This is a genomic window from Sphingobacterium puteale (assembly GCF_050986225.1).
Classification (GTDB): Bacteria; Bacteroidota; Bacteroidia; order Sphingobacteriales; family Sphingobacteriaceae; genus Sphingobacterium; species Sphingobacterium puteale.
Map to the genome: position 1 here is coordinate 2,625,955 of NZ_CP158959.1, position 19,300 is coordinate 2,645,254.

The following is a 19,300-nucleotide window of genomic DNA, read 5'->3' on the forward strand; positions in this document are numbered from 1 at the left end:
GGGTAGTCCATCAATAAAAAAGCATCAATGAAAATTTTCATTGATGCTTTTTTATTGATGGCTGTACAATGTCAATTCGGTTACTTGTATTTGTTTATAAATACTTAACAAAAGTTTAGTGTTGTGTTAATTTCCAGAATTTACTTTTGATTGCGGACAATGAGGTCCGTCAACAATTCTAAATCATGGATTTGAACCAGCGAATAAAAGAGCGGATTGCGGGGTTAGACGAACGGTCGGTAGCCATTTTACTGGCTATTACGGCATTTTTATGTTACACAAGTATGTATTCATTCCGGAAATCATTTACAGCTTCGGCTTTTGCCAATGAATCTATTTTGGGTATAGATTACAAAGTGTGTATGGTTATTGTTCAAATGTTGGGCTATCTGTTTTCGAAATTCTATGGGATTAAATTTATTTCTGAGAGCAAGCAGCGGAATAGAGGACGCTACTTACTTGCTTTAATTTGTATTTCGTGGACTGGCTTATTGGCTTTTGCGCTTTTCCCTAAACCATGGAATGTACTCTTTCTTTTTATCAATGGTTTCCCGTTGGGGATGGTCTGGGGTTTGGTATTCAGCTACCTGGAAGGTCGTCGACATACGGAAATTATGGGTGCGGTAATGTCTGTCAGTTTGATTTTTGCTTCCGGTTTTATTAAAACAGTAGGACGCTGGCTTATGTCCACTTTCCACGTCAATGAATTCTGGATGCCTTTTTTCACCGGGATGCTCTTTTTTATGCCTTTTGTCCTTTGTATCTGGATTCTTGAAAATGCCCCGGGGCCAACAGCACAAGATAAGCAGCTGCGGACCGAACGTGTCGCTATGGATGCCGGTATGCGTAAACATTTCTTCAAGGTATTTATGCCGGGCATTATGTTAACCATTATTATTTATACAATGTTGACGATTTTACGTGACGTTCGTGATAATTTTGAGATAGAAATCTGGCAAATGCTGCATCTGAAAGGAGCAGGGATATTCGCTAAAGTCGATGGAACCATTGCGCTTATTGTCTTGATTTTAGGCGGCTGTTTAATTATGGTAAAAGACAATCTGAAAGCATTTAAGCTGATTCATTACATGATTATTTTGGGCTTTTTGACCGCCGGGATTTCGACCTATTTATTCTCGATGCATTGGATCAGCGGTCTCAGTTGGATGTTATTGGTTGGATTGGGACTTTATATGGCTTATATACCCTATAATGCCATATTTTTTGAACGTATGATTGCGACCTATCGCATGAAAAGTAATATTGGTTTTGTCATGTATATGGCTGATTCGGTTGGTTATTTAGGGAGTTTTTTGATTTTAATGAATAAAGAATTTTTACCAAATTCAGTCACTTGGGGCGCTTATTTCATCCAGTTGGTTTATCTAGCTTCCATTATAGGTGCTATCCTGGCGATCTTTTCGTTAGCTTACTTTGTTCGGAAGAAGGAACAGATGAAAACGAAGAAAGGCGAAGAATTGCTGCGGCCCTGGCAAGCGAACAGTGGTGAAGTGCAAATAAGTTAATGCAAATTATTTTAAAGAATGAAAACAAATACATACGATTTAATTATTGTTGGAGGTGGTATTCTGGGGACTTTTCACGCCTATCATGCATTGAAAAAAGGGTTAAGTGTGCTCCAGCTGGAAAAGGATAATTTTCCTGTCGGGTCTACCGTGCGCAACTTCGGTCAGGTGGTGCCATCTGGGATGGCAGGTGAATGGTTTGATTATGGTGTACGGGGGCTGGAAATATACCAATCCATCCAACAGGAAATGGATATCTCCATTCGGAATAATGGCAGTATTTATATTGCGTCTGATACTGATGAAATACAGGTCATTCACGAGTTGTCTGCACATTATCAAACGAAAGGATACGATCATGCGCTTTGGTCCAAAGCGCAAATCTTGGCAAAGTATCCCGCCATGCATGCCGATTACGTTCAAGAAGCTATTGTTTTTGATCAGGAACTGAGCGTCGAACCTGAAACAATGATTCGCCAGTTGCATATTTTTATGCAGGCAAAATTTGAAAAATATACATTAAAATATGACACAACTGTTATTGCCTGTGAAGATGGTAATGAGCAGGCAAGCTTAACAACAAGTAACCTCGAAGTTTTTGAGGGAGCGAAAATCATTATCTGCAACGGGTACGAATTTAAGATCTTGTACCGTTCATTGTTTGATGACAGTGGTCTCGAGATTAGTAAACTGCAAATGATGCGTACCAAACCGTTACCTCAGATCCAGCTGCCCGGAAATATCCTGACCGGTTTAACGATTCGTCGTTATGAAAGCTTTGAAGAATATTGTCCATCATTTGGGACTATCCCCGTACCTGAGCATTATCATGAACTGCGGAAATATGGAATACATATTTTATTTAAACAGGCCACCGATGGTAGTATTATCGTTGGAGATTCACATGAATATGCGGCGGGGAATCGATTGGACGACTTAGGCTTTGCGGTTGACACTTACATCAATGACCTCATGATTGCCGAGGCAAATCGTATTATTCCGATGCGGAACGATTGGATTACTTCTTCTTGGTCAGGATTCTATGCACAGCATAAAGATCATATGCTCGAAGTTGATGTCAGTCCGCGCATCCATGTACGTACAGGTATCGGCGGCAAAGGGATGACGGCGAGTGCCGGATACGCCGAAAAAAGTATTGAAAAGCTTTTTTAGAATATTTCTTTTATAAAAAACGCCTTCCCTTTTTTCGGGAGGGCGTTTTTTTATAGGCTTTATCCTGCAATCTGCAGTTGTTGTATGAGAAAAAAAGAGGCGCGGTTCGGTGATGTGGGTTTAAATAAAATTAATTATTAGGAATTTGAAAAGCAGATGGACATTTATTTTTGGCCAATCTTCTATGTCCGATAGCAACAATTTAGCGTTATCGTTGTTTATCAAATAAGTATGATTCAATGATATTTCCTTATTGGTTATGTGTTCAATAATGTTTTTATTAACTTCACAGGCATAATAAACCAAAAGTAACGGACAGCAGCTTATGACAAATCAGAATTTCCCTGAAAATGAATGGCGAAGGATAGAGAAATTAAAGTCCTATGAGTTAATGGGGCTAGGGAAAGACCCAGAATTGGATGTGTTTGCACAGGCTGCCTGCTTGATTACGGATTCCCCTGCTGCACTAATTGCCATGATGGAAGAGCAAACACAACGTATACAGAGTTGTGTCGGCATGGAACTGGATACTGTCGAAAGAAAGAATACCGTCTGTCAGTATACGATCATGAGCACAGAGCTACTTGTCATAGAGGATACCTTTGAAGATCCGCGCTCATCCTCCAATCCGCTGATACGGGAAGGCAATATTCGTTTTTATGCCGGGGTGCCGCTAATGGATGAGGACGGGGATGTATTGGGAACTATTTGTGTGATAGATTTTCAGCCCAAGTCGCTTTCTGACAGGCAGAAACATTTATTGGAAGAGCTGGGAGTAGGTGTGACCAAAATTCTTCTTGGAAAGAAAAGAAAGCGACAGGCCGGATATTTCTCCGAAATCTTTCAGCTGACAAATAACGTCATTTGTGTGTTAGACCAAGACTGTCAAATTAAAGATGTTAATCCCGCTTTTACCAACGTATTGGGGATTTCAAGATCAGAAAGTATCGGACAGTCCTTACTGACGTTATTGCAAGATGATACGAAAACGCTGGCTTCCGATTTGAAGCGGATAGTGACGGCAGATTATGGGATTCAATCCACCTCATTAACACCTCTGGGGGATGGCTCTGAGGTCATTATCGAATGGCATTTTAAGTATGATGCGATCAATCATGAAATTTTAGCCTTTGGGCGTAATGTGACACAAGAGCTTCAGGAAAAAATGAAGCTGGAAAATTCGGAACGTCGCTTCCGAAGTTTTTTTGAAAATGCCATTGGTTTGATGAGCATGCATGATATGGAGGGTAATATTCTGGCGGTCAATGAAAAAGGTAGGGCGGTGTTGAAATATGAACAGCATGAGGTTAAATCGCTCAACCTGAAAAAATTGGTTCCGCCACACCATGTGGGACTGGTTGAAGAATACCTGAAGCGAATCGCGCAGAATAAAGAAGATTCCGCGATGATGGTTCTACAGACAAAGGACGGTGAAAGTATTTCCTGGCTTTATCATAATATAGTCGAAGTGGATGAAGAGGGTAAACCCTATGTGGTCAGTACGGCATTGAATATGACCGATCGTCTGCGCCTTGAAAATGATCTGCGGCATACCAAACAGATCCTGGAACAGACCAATGCTGTCGCTCAAGTCGGTGGATGGGAAGTAAACCTTGCAGAAAATAAAGTCTACTGGTCAGACTCAACGAAATTAATTCACGGTGTTGATCCGCATTTTACACCTGATTTTGAACACGCTATTGGCTTTTATGAGCCGGATAGCCAAGTAGCACTGAGGCATATATTCGAAGAATCGGTCCGTAATAGAAAACCCTATGATACGGAACTTCGCCTGTTAAAACAGAATGGAGAAACAATCTGGGTCAGGGTAAAAGGAATCCCTGAATTTGAGAATGATGTCTGTAAGCGTGTATTTGGTATCATTCAGGATATTGATAAGAGTAAATCGCTGTATCTTGAATTGGAACGTAAAGAATCCATGTTGCGTGCGTTTGTAAATTACGTACCTGCGTCCGTTGCCATGTTCGACCGCGATTTTAATTATGTTTCGCTGAGCAATCAATGGATTGAAGATTTTCATAAGGATGAAAATCAATTGCTCACTAAAAATCTGTTTGAACTTTTTCCGGATATTCCGGCCCAGCGGAAGAAAATCTATCAAGATGCACTGCAGGGCATCTCCTATAAGAATATAGACGAAGTTATTCAGGTCGGCGGAATCGCCGAACCACAACACTTTAACTGGGAAGTACGGCCTTGGCATCTGACAGATGGCAGCATTGGGGGAATTATTATTTTCACGCAAAATATCACGGAATCTGTCCAAATAAATGAGGAGTTAAAACTTGCAAAAAAAATGGCAGATCTGGCGAGTAAAGCCAAGTCTGAATTTTTGGCCAATATGAGTCACGAAATCCGAACGCCATTAAATGGTGTGATCGGATTCTCGGATTTGTTATTGAAAACTCCGCTGAATGATACGCAAATGCAGTACTTGGGCTATATTAATGAATCTGGCAATAGCTTATTGAATATTATCAACGATATTCTGGACTTTTCGAAGATCGAGTCCGGAAAACTGGAACTGTTTGTTGATAAGCATAATGTATACGATATCGCAAACCAAGTGATCAATGTCGTATTATACCAGGCTCAAAGAAAAGAAGTCGAATTGCTTTTGAATATTGAGCAAGGATTGCCGGCTTTTGTATGGGTTGATGAGGCGCGCATTAAACAAGTCCTTATTAATTTATTGGGCAACGCGGTTAAGTTTACGGAGCAGGGAGAAATCGAGTTTAAAATAAGCAGACTCCATCATGACAGCGACAAGCTAAGCCTGCGTTTTGAAGTACGTGATACGGGGATTGGAATTCCTGAAGAGAAACAGCAGCGTATTTTTGACGCTTTCACGCAGGAGGACAGTTCCGTCAGCAAACGATATGGTGGAACTGGGCTTGGATTGACTATCTCCAATAATTTATTAAAGTATATGGGGAGTAAGCTGAACTTGACCAGCCAATTGGGCAAAGGATCAACGTTCTACTTTGACATTGAAGTTCCCTGTGAAGAAATGGAAAATCAAGATGCCGATTTACCATTAAATAGGGCGCTCGTGGTGGACGATAATGCCAACAATCGTATTATTCTGCAACACATGCTGACATACAAACAGGTTGAATCTGTTCTGGCCGAAAATGGTATGGAAGCATTGCAGTTGCTAATGAAAGGGGAACGCTTTGATGTGATTTTAATGGACTATCATATGCCGATTTTATCGGGGCTTGAAACCATTGAAAAGATTAAGGAGCTCTTTCGAAAACAGGGAGAGGCGATCCCGTTGATTGTATTGCATACATCTTCTGAAGAACATGAGGTAATTTCGGCATTTAGACAGGAGGAACGTTCGTTTTGCCTGCTGAAACCCATTAAATCGGATGAGTTGTATCAAACCTTGCGTAGGGCGATCCAACAGAATAAAGAAGAGCTGGGACAGGCGAAAGCAAATCTATCCCTGCCTACGGAATCCTATGGTAGGGGAATTCGGGTGCTACTGGCTGATGACAATGCGGTAAACATGGCTTTGAATGTAAGAATGATGGCCAGTATTATGCCCGATGCTAATTTAACAGAAGTGTCAAATGGCGCGGACGCAATTCAGGCATGTGAGGAAGTACATTTCGATCTTATCCTGCTGGACGTGCAGATGCCGGAAGTTGACGGTATCGAAGCAACAAAACAGATCCGTCAGATGAAACAATATCAAGATACGCCTATTATCGGTATCACTGCTGGTAATGTTTCGGGGGAAAAGGAACGCTGTTTAGAAGCTGGCATGTCTGACTTTTTAGCTAAACCTATCCGGCAGAAAGATTTGTTTAATGCCTTGCAGCAGGCGATGTTATCTGTGGAAGTTTCTGAAACGCCGGAAATTGAAGCAGTTGATCTGGCCGCACATTTGGATGTGCGACGTCTGCATGAGCAGGCAGGCGATGATCCTGCATTTTTATCCTTTTTCCTCGACTTGGTGATCAAGGAAATTACATCCTCGAGAATACAGATCACCGAAGCAAAAAGGGAAAATGATTGGAAGCGTATCAAGGAGCTTTTACACAAATTAAAGGGAACTTCTTCAACTGCCGGACTCATTAAGCTGGCCCAGTTAACAAACGAACTGGAAGCCAATATTTCATTTGACACTGATCTGTCAAAAGCTTTTGCCCTTATCGAAAAAGAAATGGAGGTCGGTTTGGGTTTGATTGCAAAAATTTTAAATAAATAGGAGTATGTTGATTTTAATTGCCGAAGACGACGAGCTAATTTTGCGCACCGTAGAACACAAGCTAGTAAAGGAAGGACACGAGGTTGTTTTGACCAGAAATGGGCAGGAAGCTATTGAAAAGATTGAGGAATTGGATTTTGATCTGGTTGTAACGGATATCATGATGCCATTTGCATCGGGCATTGAAATTCTTTCGGCGATCAAACGCCATGGAAAAAAAGTCCCTGTCATTGTGTTATCCAGCATGGGACAGGAAGAAGTGGTTGTTGATGCCTTTGACCTAGGTGCATCGGATTTTATGGTTAAACCATTTAGTCCAAACGAACTGATTCTGAGAATAAAACGCTTAACAAATAAATAGACTGCGATGAGTTTCTCTTCTATTGTCCTGCACGAGCTTATCCTGGCGATTATCGGCGTCTTGATTCTGGTTCTGCTGCTGATTATTACGGTGTTGGGCTATAGCTTTTATAGTTATAGAATCTTACACAATCGACACACCTGGAGACAGATCATTGAGTATAAGATTATGGAGACGATCGTGGGAAGCGATGGGAATGACGAACAAAACCGGGAGTTCAGCAGATATTTAAAGGAGTCTTCATTTCGTGTACTTTTTTTGGAGATATTGGTGGATTCTGGCCGAAAATTTTCAGGGGCAGCCAAAAAAGCCATCGATGGGTTGTTTTTTGATTTTAAATTGGAAGACGAAGCCTGGCGAAGACTACGACAACGGAAAGCCTATCTCGTGGCTGGCGGTATACAGGAACTGGCTGAGATGAATATTGAAGCAGCAATTCCGGAGATAAAAGCTAAACTAAAGGATGATCGTGCCCTAGTTTATCAAGAAGCACAATATGCCATGGTGACTTTCTTGGGTTATGAAGGCCTGGAATTTCTGACTCATTTTGATAAACCGCTATCAGACTGGCAGCAACTACGCCTACTGTCCTCAATTCATCATATACCTGAACTTTCAGATGTTCAGGTTTACACCTGGCTAAAGAGCACAAATGATTCGGTCGTTATATTTACCTTACGTCTTATCCGTAAGTTTAGACTGATGGCATTTTATCCGGCGATCTATGCGTTACTTGATCATGTTGCCACGTCTGTTCGTGTACAGGCAATACGGACAATGCAAGCCATTGAAAACAGCGCGACGATCGGACAGTTTATAACATGCTTCGATCAACAGCCCATTGAAGTCAAGCTTGAAATTTTGAAATCCATGAAGGTGGCCAGAAGCAAGGAAAGTGAGGACTTTTTGAAGAAACAATTGCTGGATCATCCCGAGACCTCGATTAAAATTTCGGCGGCTGAGGTGCTCGTGGTTTTAGGCGAAGAGCAATATCTACGCGAAATTTCGCAAAGGACAGATACTTACGACGAACTTATACAGATTATTAAACACGCTTTGCAAGAGAAAAAATGTTAGAATTCTCCCATATCGTCTATGAAATTGTAGTTTGGCTATTTTTGCTTTATTCTGCAGCTCTATTTATTATCTATACATGGATAGGTCTATATGCCTATGGAGGAGTATTTCGTTATAAACATAAAAATGCATTTACCGATTATGGTATTATCGCCACCAATCCCAATGCACCTACCTTCAGTCTGATTGCACCAGCCTACAACGAGGGCATGACCATCATCGAGAATGTACGCTCTTTACTGTCCCTATATTACCATAATTTGGAAATTATCATTGTGAATGACGGGAGCAAGGATGATTCCATGCAGAAATTGATTGCGGCCTATGAGCTCGAACCTACTTCATTTTTCGTGCAGGGGAATATTGAAACCAAGGCAATCCGAGGAATCTATAAAAGTAAAAATCCAGCCTTTAAAAAACTTATCGTTGTCGATAAAGAGAATGGTGGTAAAGCGGATGCACTCAATGTTGGTGTTAATATTTCTGCTGGTGATTATATCGTCTGTATTGACGTGGATTGTATTCTGGAACAGGATGCGATCTTGAAATTGGCTAAGCCATTTTTGGAACAAACAGACAAACGCGTTATCGCCTGTGGTGGCGTAATACGTTTGGCCAATAATTGCAATGTGGTGAATGGCTCTGTGAGGGATGTGAATCTTCCGAAGTCCTGGTTGGGACGAACACAAGCTTTGGAATATATCCGTGCCTTTATTTTGGGTCGGATGGCTTGGTCCAGGGCTTCCGGATTGATATTGATTTCTGGGGCATTTGGGGCTTTTGATCGTCAGATCGTTTTGGCTTGCGGTGGTTATGACAGAAATACGGTGGGTGAGGATATGGAACTTGTTGTTCGTATGCGACGCTATATGGAAGAACAGAAACAGGCTTATGAAGTCGTTAATATTCCGGATCCCTTGTGCTGGACAGAAGTGCCGGAGTCAAAAGAGGTCTTGCGTAAACAGCGTAATCGTTGGATGAGAGGTACCATGGAGACGTTGTGGAAGCACCGCAAGCTGATGTTTAACCCACGATATGGCCGTTTTGGTATGATCAGTATGCCTTATTGGTTTTTCTTTGAGTTTTTGGGCCCTATTGTCGAGTTTACGGGTTACATCGTTTTCGTGATCTTTTTTATTTTAGGAATTATTAACTGGCCCTTCTTCCTCGCCTTGTTTGCGTTGGTCATTGCTTCTGGAATTTTATATTCGATCTATGCCATCTTGATTGATCTTGTTAGTCATCAGGTTTATACAAGGAAACGAGAGCTCTCCACCTTAATTGCAACCGCTGTTCTTGAACCGCTATATTTTCACCCCATTGTCGTTAAAGCCGGTGTCCAGGGCGTGGTTGATTACTTTCGCAAGCAACATGGCTGGGGTGAAATGACAAGACAAGGCTTTCAGCAAAAAGAGGTGAATGAGTCGGTGTGGACATACATAGGAAAGCGGTTAATTTCGGCATTGCGGGGAATAGGCCCTGTCATGCTGGTTTTCTTTGTGCTGTATATGTTGTCCATTGGAGTAGAATGGTGGTGGTATGGCCGACGTTTTGCCCAGCTTGCCGAAGCGGGGGCAGGGAAATACCTTCTTGTAGATAACCTGCTTTTTGCTTTCCAGGTATTGGGCTGTGTGGGTATCGGGTATTTATTGCTTCAGTTTTTAAGCAGCTTCTGGGCAAGGATCCTGTCGGTGCTGTCGCTTTCAGCTATTGTTGTCATCCAATTTATCCTGTTTTTGTATTTCGGAGAATCGAGAAATTTGCTCGGAGCAGATATGTTTTATTACAGTTCTGAAGAGATGAAGCAGATTTTGGAAGCCAGCGGCATGTTGAATTTTACAAATATCGCTTTGCTTTTACTATTGATTGTGATTGCCTGGGTTCCCCTTTGGATGGCCAATAAACAGACTTTTAAAAAGGTTTATGTGGGCATTGCATGCCTGTCTTTGGGCTTTGTATCCTGTTTTATTTCTTCGGCTTCGATTTTGGGAAATGCTTCGGCAAAAGACGAATTTGTGGCCAATGCAAGCCGTAGCAAATGGCGGTATTTTTTTGAATCCAATTTATCAGATTATGTAGAGGAACATCCCGGAATGTTTGCTGCCCTGTATCAAGATGATGTGGATCCAAAGGTGTTGGATAGTAAATTTCCTTTTTTGAAAGCTGAAGATACCAAAGATTTTCTGGGAGCTTATTTAAAGAAGACGGCAAAGGCGCCGAATTTGGTTATCCTTGTTATTGAAGGTTTAGGACATGCCTATAGTTCAGAAAATGGCTATATTGGTAACTTTACGCCATTTATAGGCACATTAAAAAAACAATCTTTGTATTGGGATAATAATATAAGTTCCTCCGGACGGACATTTTCCGTATTGCCTACCCTAACCGGTTCATTGCCTTTCGCCGTGCATGGTTTCCTCGAACAGGATACACTGCCGGATCACTTTAACCTGTTCAATATTCTGAAGCACAATGGTTTCAATACGGGGTTTTTCTATGGTGGTCATTCTAATTTCGATTTCATGAAAAAATTCATGGACTATAATCAAATCGATAAGCTCATTGACCAGGATGCTTTTGGTCCACCGTATAAAAAGTTACCGGAAAAGGGGGGGGAAAGTTGGGGATATGAAGATCAGGCCGTGTTTAGTAAATTGCTAGAAGTACAAAAAGTGCAGGAGAATCCCTATTTCCACGTCCTGCTGACACTGTCTACACACAATCCATTTTTGATTAATAACACAGCCCATTATGAGCAGCTATTTGAACAGCGAATTGCATCCGCGGAGCTGTCGCCGACACAAAAAAAGTGGGCTCTGGAAAACCGGACGCAACTTGTTTCGGTCTTAAATTTGGATGATGCAATGGAACAGTTTTTTAAGGAATATAAAAAAAGGCCGGATTTTGCAAATACCATTTTTGTTATTACAGGAGACCACGCCATGCCGGAGATTCCTTTGCAAAGCAAAATCGACCGTTATCATGTGCCATTATTGATTTATTCGCCGCTTTTAAAAGAACCCAAGACCTTTCACAATTTTGTGAGCCATTTTGATGTGGCCCCTTCGTTGCTGGCCTATTACCGTGAAAATTTTGCCATAAAAACTCCCCGTCAAGTGACATGGATCGGTCATGGTCTTGATAAAGGTGCGTTGGCAAAAGGAGAAGGGATTGCGATGATGCAGAGCAAAAATCAGTTGAACGATTTTGTGCGCGGTAATTATCACCTATCTGAGGGACAATTGTATAGATTGGACGGAAGGCTCGATGAGGATATTGCCTCGGATGATGCAAAAGAAGAATTGTCAAAGCACTTTGAATTGTTCAAGCGCAAGAACAAATTATTTTATACTCAAAAACGGTTGTTACCAGACAGTGTTTATGCCAATTATTTTGGGTCTTTGAAAAAAGACTAAAATTTGCGGATATAACCCAGAATGATATCCAGTTGGTTTCCTTTTTCTTTTGGTCGGAATTCTTGGTTATAATAGGTGCCCGAAATCGAGAATAGGTTACTTTGTTTGACCGAGAAATTGTACTCAGCACCTACTTTGAATGTCTTTAATTTGTATGGAGCGTTGTCCAATAGATTATTCCGGTTTTCCTCGGGACTCAAACCTGTCCCGGCACTAAATCCGAAGTAATCGTTTGCACCTTTTGTATAGTAGCGCACTGTGCCGGTATAAGATTGGGAAATATTCTTCTCGCCGGGAGTGAGGTATGTTCTCAGATTGAACCAGAAATTTTGGTAGTATTTTCCGACAGAAGCTGTATACATCCAGATATTGTCGCTGAAATAGAGTTGCCGGTACCCAATTTCTCCTTCAAAACTATGCGGTAAGTTGGCGTATAAGGAGACACCTGTACGGTATTTGGCAAATATGCCCACATTATTGGAGTAAGCTGCTCCAACATAGAGATAAAACAACTCGGACAGTCGTGGGTAAGCTTCCATTTCAAACTGTACACCGTTCTCCGCAAATTTATTCGCATAATTTGTTCTAAAGATCACAGATCCGATGGGAGTAGCACGTTTATAGCTCAGGCCAACGATGTGCCAGTTATTGTCAAACTGCTTGTCAAAATAGACGAAATTATAGGTTAGGCCAATGGCGTTTTTAGCGGTATATTCCTCAATGTTTTTGGCCAAAGATCTCGCTTCCGCATTCTTTGGATCGATTTTGAGGAGTTGATGGACAGCATTTTCGGCGACTTCGTAGTGACTGGCGCTATAGTTGATCTTCGCTTTTAACAAAAGCAGATCCTGTGATTGTGGATGAAAACCCAGCCCTTTTTCGGTCAGCTGGCTGGCTTTCTCAGCCCGGTCGTTCCAGTACTCCAGTGCGGCATAGGCTAAAAAGAAGTCTTCATCTTTCGTGTCTTTTAAATCCAGCTCATTAAAGAGTGTCCGGGCGGAGTCAATCTTGTCCGACCAAGTGTAAAGGCGTCCGAGGAAAATGCTGATGTCTGTATAATCTGGTGCCTGTAGCAAGGCCTGTTTCGATAATCGAATGGCCTGCGGATAATCTTTTGAATCAAAGGCTACTTTGCGCGCTTTGGCAAAGAGATCATCAGCAGTGATTTTTGTCTCTTGGGCAGTTGAAAATAAAGGTAATAAAGCGAGGGATAGTAACGGATAGATTACTTTTTTCATTCCAGATTGTATAGTTGACATTTTAGCTTGCTAATATATAAACTAAAAATAGGAAATATTGTTTGCTAATGCTTGTTTTAAAAATGAATTTTCATGATAAATGAGGAGCTCCCCGCAGGCAGGCGAGCTCGTTAAGTCATATTTTAAAAAGAAAGCTTCGAAAAACGCCAATGCAGCGTATCGACAAGGGTCAGTTGATTAGCGTCTACAGGCAGCCCTGCGGCCATTTTGAGTACCTGCATGGCCATCATACTCCCTATTATTCCCGGTAAGGGACCCAGCACACCATTTTTATCACAGTTGGGCACCTGTTCGGGGGGAGGAACTGAGGGAAACAGGTCGAGGAGATGTTTGCTGCCCTGATAATTAAATACTGCCAACTGTCCCTCAAATCCGTGTATACTTCCATAGACTAAAGGCTTGTTAAGCTTTAGACAGGTCTCATTGAGCAGGTAACGCGTCTTAAAGTTGTCGCAGCAATCCACAATGATATCATAAGGTCGAAGAATTTCTGCTGCATTGTCAACATCAATTTTAACTTGCAAGGGCCGGAAATCAATCGTACTGTTGTGCCGTTGCATAAAGTCAACGGCGCTGCTGGTTTTGGTTTTATGGAGCTGCTTTTCGCCATGGATCACCTGCCTATTGAGGTTATGTAGTTCTACCCGGTCAAAATCGGCCAAAGCAAGCACACCAATGCCAGCAGCTGCCAGATATTGCAATACCGGACTCCCCAGCCCGCCAGCTCCAACGATCAGTACTTTGGCATTCATGATTTTTCGTTGTCCCGAAACACCAATTTCCTCGATAAAGATTTGTCGGCTATAGCGTTCGAAAATTAAATCCTCTTTCATCCATTTAGCGAATTAGTCCTGAATAAGTACTTTCCCAATCCTTCATCACAGGTGCGTATCCCATTTTTCGGATTTGATTTTTTATGGTTTCCATATCCCGCTCGTCGCTGACCTCAAATTGCTCCAGCGCTTGTGGGTCAACAACATACCCGCCAGGGTTTGTTTTGGAAGCCGCACTCATTGTTGTTACTCCGATAGGGATGATATGATCCCTAAAGCTTTCATTTTCCCGGGTAGAAATGGAAATCTCCAAATTTTCATTCCATAACCGGTAAGCACAGATTAATTGCAGCAGATGTTTGTCCGAAAGATGAAAATTGGGAGCGACGGAACCTGCTGCCGGCCGCAGTCGCGGAAAGGAAATGGAGTACCGGGTCTGCCAGTAGTTTTTTTGTAAATAGGCAATGTGAGCCGCGGTAAAGAAGCTGTCCACACGCCAATCTTCCAGTCCGAGTAACACCCCTAATCCGATTTTATGGATCCCCGCCTGCCCGATGCGGTCCGGAGTGTCCAAACGGTAATCAAAATTCGATTTCTTGCCTTTGGGATGGTATTTCTTATATACTTCCCGATGATAGGTTTCCTGGTACACTAGGACTGCATATACACCCGCAGCCTGTAACAATTGGTATTCCGTTAATTCAAGAGGTTGTACCTCGATGGATATTTGGGAAAAATGAGGTTTAAGCAGCTCAATCGCCTGCAGGAAATAATTAATTTCCACGGTCTTGTTTGCTTCACCGCTGACTAATAGGACATGGTTGACCCCCATGGATTTGAGTGCCATCGCTTCCAGTAATAATTCAGTGTTGCTCAACGTTTTTCGGCGAATCTTGTTGTCCATGCTAAACCCGCAGTAAGTGCAGATATTCTGACATTCATTGCTGAGGTAGAGAGGAGCGTAGAGTTGTATCGTCTTGCCAAAGCGCAGTTGTGTGATCTGCTGTGCCTTGACAGCCATTTGCTCCAGATAAGGTGTTGCGGCCGGTGAAATAAGGGCGATGAAATCATTGAGTGTCAAATTATCCCGGTTTAATGCATGGCGGACATCCTGATCCGAGGTGCCATAAATCTTTGCCTGGACTTCTTCCCAGCGATATTGCGCGAGTAGCTTTTTAAAATCAGTCATGGTTTTGGATCAATCGAATAAAAATGAAGTGAGCGGACTTGAACTGACTGCCCGCGAAGTAATGGGCCCTAATCCTGCTTCATAAGCCTCGCGCCCGGCACCGACTGCTTGCTTAAATGCCGCGGCCATCTGTACCGGATTATTGGAAATGGCAATTGCCGTATTGACCAGTACGGCATCCGCACCGATTTCCATCGCTTTAGCAGCATCAGAGGGAGCCCCAATTCCGGCATCAACGATTACCGGGACATTGCTTTCCTCGATAATAATTTCCAGAAAGTCTTGGGTACGAAGCCCTTTGTTGCTACCGATCGGTGCACCTAGGGGCATGACAACGGCAGTACCTGCGTTTTCCAGACGTTTACAAAGTACAGGGTCTGCATGAATATAAGGCATGACGACAAAGCCCAGTTTTGCCAGCTCCTCTGTCGCACGTAAAGTTTCAATCGGGTCAGGTAGCAGATAGCGGGGATCGGGATGAATTTCCAGTTTTACCCAGTTTGTTTCCAGCGCTTCTCTGGCCAGCTGGGCCGCTAAAACCGCTTCCGCCGCTGTTCTGGCACCCGATGTATTGGGGAGTAAGTCTATTTTTGTTAGGTCGAGTGCAGCCGTCAATTCGTCTTGCACGGCGAGCGGATCGATTCGTTTTAATGCAACGGTAACGAGTTGTGATCCGGAAGCCCTAACGGCCGCGCTCATCTCATCTAGATTGCCGAATTTGCCCGTTCCCATAAATAATCTGGATTCAAAGCTGCGATTGGCTATGTGTAATATGCTCATTTTAAAAGATTTTTAATGGATGAAATAATATTTGGTGTCTGGGTGATCAGTCCTGATACCGCTACACCATAAACCCCTGTTTCTGTTAAACGTTGGATATCTTCGAGGCTGCTGATCCCACCGATGGCGAAGATCGGAAGAGGAGTAAGCCCCTGCCGACGGATTTCCCGGATGATATGTTCATATCCGGCAATGCCCAATAGCGGACTGAGCTTTTGTTTTGTATAAGTATGTTTATAGGGGCCGAGTCCGATGTAATCACATTTTTCAGCTATCCGCTGTTGCACATCTTCCAGACTATTTGCTGTCCCGCCAATAATCTTTGCTGCTCCCAACAACTGGCGAGCTTCAGCTATACCGCAGTCAGTTAAGCCCAGGTGTACACCATCGACATCCAGCTCCTTTGCTAGCTGCACATGATCGTTGATGATACATTTGGCTCCAAAGTGCTGGCAAACCTGTAGCATTTGCTGCGCGAGCAGCGAGAATGCAGATTCATCTGCTTGTTTCCATCGGATCTGAATCCATGTGGCACCTGCATCCAAAGCTTTTAAGATGTTATTCTTTTGGTCTGCCAAAGTCAGTCCCTGGGAGATATATTGTAGTTTTTCGAGCATAGCTGTTTGCATGTGATAAAATGTTGAATAGGGTCGGGATCTTGCCATAGAGCACCCAATAAGGCGATTCCATTTGCTCCTGCCCGGAAGGGAAGCAGGCAGTTGGCGGCTGTTATCCCTCCCAGACCAATTAAGCGAACATCAAAATTGGACCGTAGTGGTAGCTGATTCAATAGTGCATTTTTCCGGCCATAGCCTATTTTTGAGATGCTTGGAAATAAGGGACTTAAGAAGGCATAATTCCAGCGTGTGTCCAAGGCATTGAACTGACTGATATGATGGACCGAAGTCGAATAGATGTTCCCGAAATGATGCCGGTCGAACAGGCCGCTTTGCCGATGATGTTCGTTGAAGTGAATTCTGCCGATTTGAAGTGCATCTGACAGCTGCGGATGAGAGTGGAGAACCAGTCGATCGCGGTATGTGGCATCTATAGATTCCACATACCGGTACATCTGCTCATCTGTGAAATGATATTTTCGCAGATGCAGTAGATCGAGCCCCTGTTCAAAGAGATGATGTATGATGTCCATTTCCGGGGCAACTTCCTCCGCTGCTGTCAATGCAATGATCATAAGTAGATTTCCTTTCCTTGGGCGATGAATTCCTGCGATTTTTCCAACATGCCCTGTGCGGCGGTATCCCGGATTTCCTGTGTAATTTTCATCGAACAGAATTTCGGCCCGCACATGGAGCAGAAATGGGCTACTTTGGCAGCATCCGCGGGCAGTGTTTCGTCGTGATATTCGCGGGCGGTATCCGGATCAAGGGATAGGTTAAACTGATCCTCCCATCGAAATTCAAATCTGGCCTTACTCAGGGCATTGTCGCGGTACTGCGCCCCGGGATGTCCTTTGGCCAGATCTGCCGCATGGGCGGCCAGTTTGTAGGTGATGACACCATCTTTCACATCTTTTTTATTTGGGAGTCCAAGGTGCTCTTTTGGTGTTACATAGCAGAGCATGGCACAGCCATACCAGCCGATCATTGCCGCGCCAATAGCCGAAGTGATGTGGTCATATCCCGGTGCAATATCAGTGGTCAGCGGGCCTAAGGTGTAAAACGGCGCCTCGTCACAACATTCCAGCTGCTTTTCCATGTTCTCTTTGATCAGCTGCATAGGAACGTGGCCAGGCCCCTCGATCATCACCTGTACATCATGTTTCCAAGCGATCTTTGTCAACTCACCCAGGGTTTCGAGTTCGGCAAATTGGGCAGCGTCATTGGCATCTGCAATAGCGCCCGGACGCAAGCCATCACCGAGCGAAAAAGCAACATCATACTGCTTCATGATCTGGCAGATCTCTTCAAAATGCGTATAAAGAAAGTTTTCCTGATGATGAAAAAGACACCATTTGGCCATAATGGATCCACCTCTTGATACGATACCGGTCACGCGCTTTGCTGTTAAATGAATGTAGCGCAGTAGGACACCGGCATGGATGGTGAAATAAGAGACACCCTGTTCAGCCTGTTCAATCAGCGTATCCCGGAATATTTCCCAAGTGAGATCTTCGGCAACCCCTTTCACTTTTTCGAGCGCCTGATAGATCGGGACAGTGCCTATCGGTACAGGTGAATTGCGGATAATCCATTCACGGGTTTCGTGGATATTTTTTCCTGTAGACAGATCCATGATGGTATCGGCACCCCAACGGCAGGCCCATACTGCTTTTTCAACCTCTTCTTCGATGCTGGAGCTGACCGCACTATTGCCGATGTTGGCATTGATTTTTACCAGAAAATTACGGCCGATAATCATTGGCTCGCTTTCTGGATGATTGATATTGTTCGGAATAATTGCTCTGCCGGCAGCGATTTCATCCCGGACAAACTCCGGTGTAATGTATTTTTCGGCAGTCCGGGCGCCAAAGTTCTCACCCGGATGCTGGTGATCCATACCAGGGGTACTTTCAGCCAGCTGTGCTATCCGTTGGTTTTCGCGAATGGCAACATATTCCATCTCCGGCGTAATGATACCTTTTCTGGCATAATGCAATTGCGTTACATTTTTTCCCTGCGCCGCAACCTTGGGTTTATGGCTGTAGGCAAAACGAAGTTCGTCTAATGTTTTATCCGCCAGACGCTCTTGACCATATGTCGAGCTGATACCTTCCAGCTGCTGTACATCCTTGCGGTCCAGGATCCATTGTTCGCGAAGACGCGGAAGTCCCTTACGAATGTCAATATTCTGTGTCCCGTCTGTGTAGGGACCTGAGGTGTCGTATATGGTAATGGGCGGATTTACTTCGATCTGACCATTGCTCAATTTGGTAGGACTCAACGAAATTTGACGCATGGCCACTTGGATAGGATAGAGCGTTCCGGGGACAAAAACCTTGGTGGAATTTGGAAAAGCGGTCTGTGTGATTTTTTCTGATGTCATGTGCATGGGGAATTAGGTATATTGAATTGAGTATGTTCCATGGGGTTAACCACCTTGTGTAGCAGTAATAAGCAGGATCTGGTCGCTGGATCGCAGATGGGTTTTGGACCAGTCGTCTTTGGGAATAACCCGGTTGTTGAGCGCTACAGCGACACCTTGTGTTTTATCAGAAAGCTCAATCTGTAAAAGATCAGCTAAAGAGTTGGGCGCGGGGTCGAAAAATCGGATTTGATGATTGATTGTAAGTTCCATTCCTTTTTATTTTTTTGGTAAAACTTTAGGAATGGCCACAACAAGATACAAAAATGTATCAGGAAGACAGCTTACTTTTCCCTACGCCAGTATGATCTGGATCAGGTTATAAGGGTAAAATCTCAGCCTGCAAATGCAGACACCCCTAAAGTCGGAACTAATATAGGACTATTTTGATGAAAAATCCAAAACATCGTCATTAATTTTAAATACTTCCCCGCAGGACAGTACAGTTTACTATGTTGAAAATA

The 19,300-nt window shown here is 43.3% G+C and carries 14 protein-coding genes and 1 riboswitch; of the genes, 6 read left to right on the forward strand and 8 right to left on the reverse strand.

The genetic code is table 11. The annotated features are described in order from the left end of the window. Window positions 1–185 precede the first annotated feature (185 nt). From ABTV71_RS10965 to ABTV71_RS10990, 6 genes are all read left to right on the forward strand, one after another. Window positions 186–1,526 carry a DUF5690 family protein gene (locus tag ABTV71_RS10965; protein ID WP_433903198.1) on the forward strand — a complete coding sequence of 447 codons (1,341 nt, stop codon included), beginning with the start codon at window positions 186–188 and terminating at the stop codon, window positions 1,524–1,526. Between the two features lie 18 nt (window positions 1,527–1,544). Beyond that, window positions 1,545–2,699: a TIGR03364 family FAD-dependent oxidoreductase gene (locus ABTV71_RS10970; protein WP_433903199.1), complete on the forward strand. Its 1,155-nt coding sequence runs from the start codon at window positions 1,545–1,547 to the stop codon at window positions 2,697–2,699. A gap of 325 nt (window positions 2,700–3,024) precedes the next feature. Further along, the gene (locus ABTV71_RS10975) at window positions 3,025–6,939 is read left to right on the forward strand and encodes a response regulator (protein ID WP_433903200.1); all 3,915 of its coding nucleotides are present in this window, start codon (window positions 3,025–3,027) and stop codon (window positions 6,937–6,939) included. A 4-nt stretch (window positions 6,940–6,943) separates the two neighbouring features. After that, entirely contained in the window at window positions 6,944–7,300 is a 357-nt protein-coding gene (locus ABTV71_RS10980) for a response regulator transcription factor (RefSeq protein WP_121121887.1), read from the forward strand. Window positions 7,301–7,306: 6 nt separating this feature from the next. Continuing rightward, the gene (locus ABTV71_RS10985; protein WP_433903201.1) at window positions 7,307–8,377 is read left to right on the forward strand and encodes a HEAT repeat domain-containing protein; all 1,071 of its coding nucleotides are present in this window, start codon (window positions 7,307–7,309) and stop codon (window positions 8,375–8,377) included. Beyond that, complete coding sequence (locus tag ABTV71_RS10990) at window positions 8,371–11,793, forward strand: sulfatase-like hydrolase/transferase (RefSeq protein WP_433903202.1); 3,423 nt, start codon at window positions 8,371–8,373, stop codon at window positions 11,791–11,793. The genes ABTV71_RS10985 and ABTV71_RS10990 overlap by 7 nt, the downstream gene beginning before the upstream one ends. Here the strand turns inward: ABTV71_RS10990 and ABTV71_RS10995 are convergent. From ABTV71_RS10995 to thiS, 8 genes are all read right to left on the reverse strand, one after another. Beyond that, window positions 11,790–13,031 (reverse strand): YaiO family outer membrane beta-barrel protein, encoded by a 1,242-nt coding sequence (locus tag ABTV71_RS10995; RefSeq protein WP_433903203.1) that lies wholly within the window; start codon window positions 13,029–13,031, stop codon window positions 11,790–11,792. The genes ABTV71_RS10990 and ABTV71_RS10995 overlap by 4 nt on opposite strands. A gap of 143 nt (window positions 13,032–13,174) precedes the next feature. Continuing rightward, window positions 13,175–13,885, reverse strand: coding sequence for a HesA/MoeB/ThiF family protein (locus ABTV71_RS11000; RefSeq protein WP_433903204.1), 711 nt, complete (start codon window positions 13,883–13,885; stop codon window positions 13,175–13,177). A gap of 4 nt (window positions 13,886–13,889) precedes the next feature. Beyond that, window positions 13,890–15,014: a 2-iminoacetate synthase ThiH gene (gene thiH / locus ABTV71_RS11005; RefSeq protein ID WP_433903205.1), complete on the reverse strand. Its 1,125-nt coding sequence runs from the start codon at window positions 15,012–15,014 to the stop codon at window positions 13,890–13,892. Window positions 15,015–15,023: 9 nt separating this feature from the next. Then, complete coding sequence (locus ABTV71_RS11010; RefSeq protein ID WP_433903206.1) at window positions 15,024–15,794, reverse strand: thiazole synthase; 771 nt, start codon at window positions 15,792–15,794, stop codon at window positions 15,024–15,026. Beyond that, window positions 15,791–16,411 (reverse strand): thiamine phosphate synthase, encoded by a 621-nt coding sequence (gene thiE, locus ABTV71_RS11015; RefSeq protein WP_433903207.1) that lies wholly within the window; start codon window positions 16,409–16,411, stop codon window positions 15,791–15,793. The genes ABTV71_RS11010 and thiE overlap by 4 nt, the downstream gene beginning before the upstream one ends. Beyond that, the gene (locus ABTV71_RS11020) at window positions 16,375–16,986 is read right to left on the reverse strand and encodes a thiamine phosphate synthase (protein ID WP_433903208.1); all 612 of its coding nucleotides are present in this window, start codon (window positions 16,984–16,986) and stop codon (window positions 16,375–16,377) included. Before ABTV71_RS11020 ends, thiE begins: the two co-directional genes overlap by 37 nt. Then, complete coding sequence (gene thiC / locus ABTV71_RS11025) at window positions 16,983–18,797, reverse strand: phosphomethylpyrimidine synthase ThiC (protein WP_433903209.1); 1,815 nt, start codon at window positions 18,795–18,797, stop codon at window positions 16,983–16,985. The genes ABTV71_RS11020 and thiC overlap by 4 nt, the downstream gene beginning before the upstream one ends. A gap of 45 nt (window positions 18,798–18,842) precedes the next feature. Beyond that, complete coding sequence (gene thiS / locus ABTV71_RS11030) at window positions 18,843–19,049, reverse strand: sulfur carrier protein ThiS (RefSeq protein WP_433903210.1); 207 nt, start codon at window positions 19,047–19,049, stop codon at window positions 18,843–18,845. A gap of 61 nt (window positions 19,050–19,110) precedes the next feature. Beyond that, a riboswitch (TPP riboswitch) is annotated at window positions 19,111–19,206 on the reverse strand. Window positions 19,207–19,300: the final 94 nt, after the last annotated feature.